General features: G+C 58.9%; 2 protein-coding genes. Both read left to right on the forward strand.

Annotation, left to right across the window (positions count from 1 at the left end; all coding sequences use genetic code 11):
- On the forward strand, positions 1-1,651 hold a 1,651-nt coding region (locus BBB56_RS23220), incomplete at its 5' end, for a DUF4942 domain-containing protein (protein ID WP_369409926.1).
- Positions 1,652-1,756: 105 nt separating this feature from the next.
- A complete protein-coding gene (locus BBB56_RS23225) occupies positions 1,757-2,122 on the forward strand; it encodes a hypothetical protein (RefSeq protein ID WP_123803249.1) in 366 nt (121 codons plus the stop codon).
- The last annotated feature ends 229 nt before the right edge of the window (positions 2,123-2,351 follow it).

Consider the following 2,351-nt stretch of genomic DNA (forward strand, 5'->3'; position numbering starts at 1 on the left):
TCTTTTTAACGGCCAGGGCGATCATAGCGGAGCGGGGGAACTGCTGGGCGATAACTTCTATGCGCCGGTAGAGGCGGATCTGATTGATTCCCTGCTGGGACGTTATCAGCACACCCGGGCGAAAATTGAAGCCATCGCCAGCATGGTGACCAGCAGTGAAAACGCGCCTGCAGTGGCGCACTTTATCAGCGGCAATCTGAGCAGCCGCCGGGGCTATCACGGGCATTCCGTGGGCGAGATGTTCAGCGTACCGGGCGCGGTCGCGTCCCTGAATGCAGCATTCTGGCAGAAGGCGTTAGACCTGACGGACGTTTACCAGTACATGCCCAACGACCGGCGCAACGAGTGGAACGAGCAGATCCGCGAGATGAACGCGCCGGACTTTGAGGAGAAAACCGTACGCGCCACGCTGTCTGAGCTGATGTTCTCACGCGAGAAGTTTTTTGCCGAGCGCATAGACGGCATTTTCCGCAACCTGTCCGGGGAGCACGTCACCAACCGCCCGGAAGGCTTTGGCAAGCGCATGATCATGGCGCGCGTCTATGACGAGTGGGGCGGCAATAATTACGACCGCACCGGCTACATTGATGACCTGCGCCAGGTGATCGCGAAATTCATGGGCCGCGATGCCACCAGCTACCGCACCACAGACAAAATCCTGCAGATCGCCCGCAAGCGTGCCGGAGAATGGCTGACCCTCGACGGGGGCGCGCTGCGCGTGAAAGCGTTTTTGAAAGGCACGGCGCATCTTGAGATTCATCCTGACATGGCCTGGCGTCTCAATGACATTCTGGCGTTTCTGTATCCGGCGGCGATCCCGGCGGAGCACCGGCAGAAGCCGCGCACAAAGTCGAAAACCTTTAGCCTGGCGTCGAACCTGCTGCCGTTCAGCGTGCTGAGCGAACTCAGCGAGCTGGAGATCGAGCGCACAGAGCCGCAGCAGCGTAACCGCTGGGAAGAGCCGCGCCAGCCGGTTACCACGAACCCGAATAACCGCCGATTCAAGAACCTGATGAACTTCGACAAGGGCGTGCGCGCGGAGGCTGAAAACGTGCTGATCAGCATTGGCGGCGTAAAGATGGCCAGAAACGCGTTTACCTGGTTTGAATTCGATTACGACCCGACCACGGCAATTCAGGATATTCAGCTGAGCGGCGCGCTGCCGGATCAGAAAACGCACCAGTTTTACCCGACAACCCAGGCGCTTGCCACGCAGCTGCTTGACGAAGTGAACATTCAGGAGGGCGAAACCTGCCTGGAGCCGAGCGCGGGTATGGGCGGACTTGCCGATTTGATGCCGCAGACGCAAACCACCTGCGTGGAAATCTCGCCGCTGCACTGCCGCGTACTTGAGGCCAAAGGGCACTCCGTGATTGAAGGCGACTTTCTGAAGTGGGCGCAGGAAACCCGCCAGCGCTTTGACGTCGTGGTGATGAATCCACCCTACAGCGAAGGCCGCGCCGTGGCGCATCTGAATGCAGCCGCTGCGCTGGTAAAAGAGGGCGGCCGCCTGGGGGCCATACTGCCAGCGGGAACGGATAAAAAAGGCGTGCTGCCGGGCTGGGACTGCAGCTGGTCTGAACCTGTGGAGGGCATGTTTGCAGGTACGGGGGTACGCGTGGTGCGTCTCATGGCGTACAAGCCTGAATAACAGACAGAAAAAAGGCAGGGTGTGAACCCTGCCAGATTCCGCCCCTGGTATCTGCGACGAAGCCGGGGCATCAGAGAAACACTGACCACAGAACAGGAGATCAATGTGTCTACAGCGCAAACCTTAACACTGGATAACCAGACAGTAAACCCGGAAATAAGTGATAAACGCGAACCGGTACGCATGGACGCTATCCAGGAAATTGCCGCAACGGCTGCGGGAACTGAGCGACCGGCGCTTATCTGGGGCAATACGGACCGGGCAACGGTTGCGGCCGAAGCGCTGTGGATATTTGCCCGGCGTACCGGTTTAGACGGAAGTGGGGACGAAGCTTACACGGCTGTGCAGGATCTGATAGCTAACCTGATGCACCTGTGTGAACAGGAGGGCATAACGGACGAAAACGTAACATTTGCGTCGCTGGTCAGTTCTGCGGAAATGCATTATCAGGCTGAGCTGGACGAGTGCTAAACACAGTAAGCGCGGGGCTGGCGACAGTCCTGCAGCTGCTTCGGCCTCGGCTGAAAAGCGGGCGGCCCTGCGGGCCGGGAAAAGACGGTGCTGACGCACCGTCTCTCTCCCTTCGCCTGCGCTTTCTCTCTCCGGGACGCTGTCTCATGGTCTCCTCTCTCTGCTTCCTGCTGCTGTTAATCCCTGCGCTGCTGCTGCTTCTCCGGTTTCCTTTCACTGAAAGTCAAAA

It is taken from the genome of Candidatus Pantoea deserta (assembly GCF_003813865.1).
Taxonomy (GTDB): Bacteria; Pseudomonadota; Gammaproteobacteria; order Enterobacterales; family Enterobacteriaceae; genus Pantoea; species Pantoea deserta.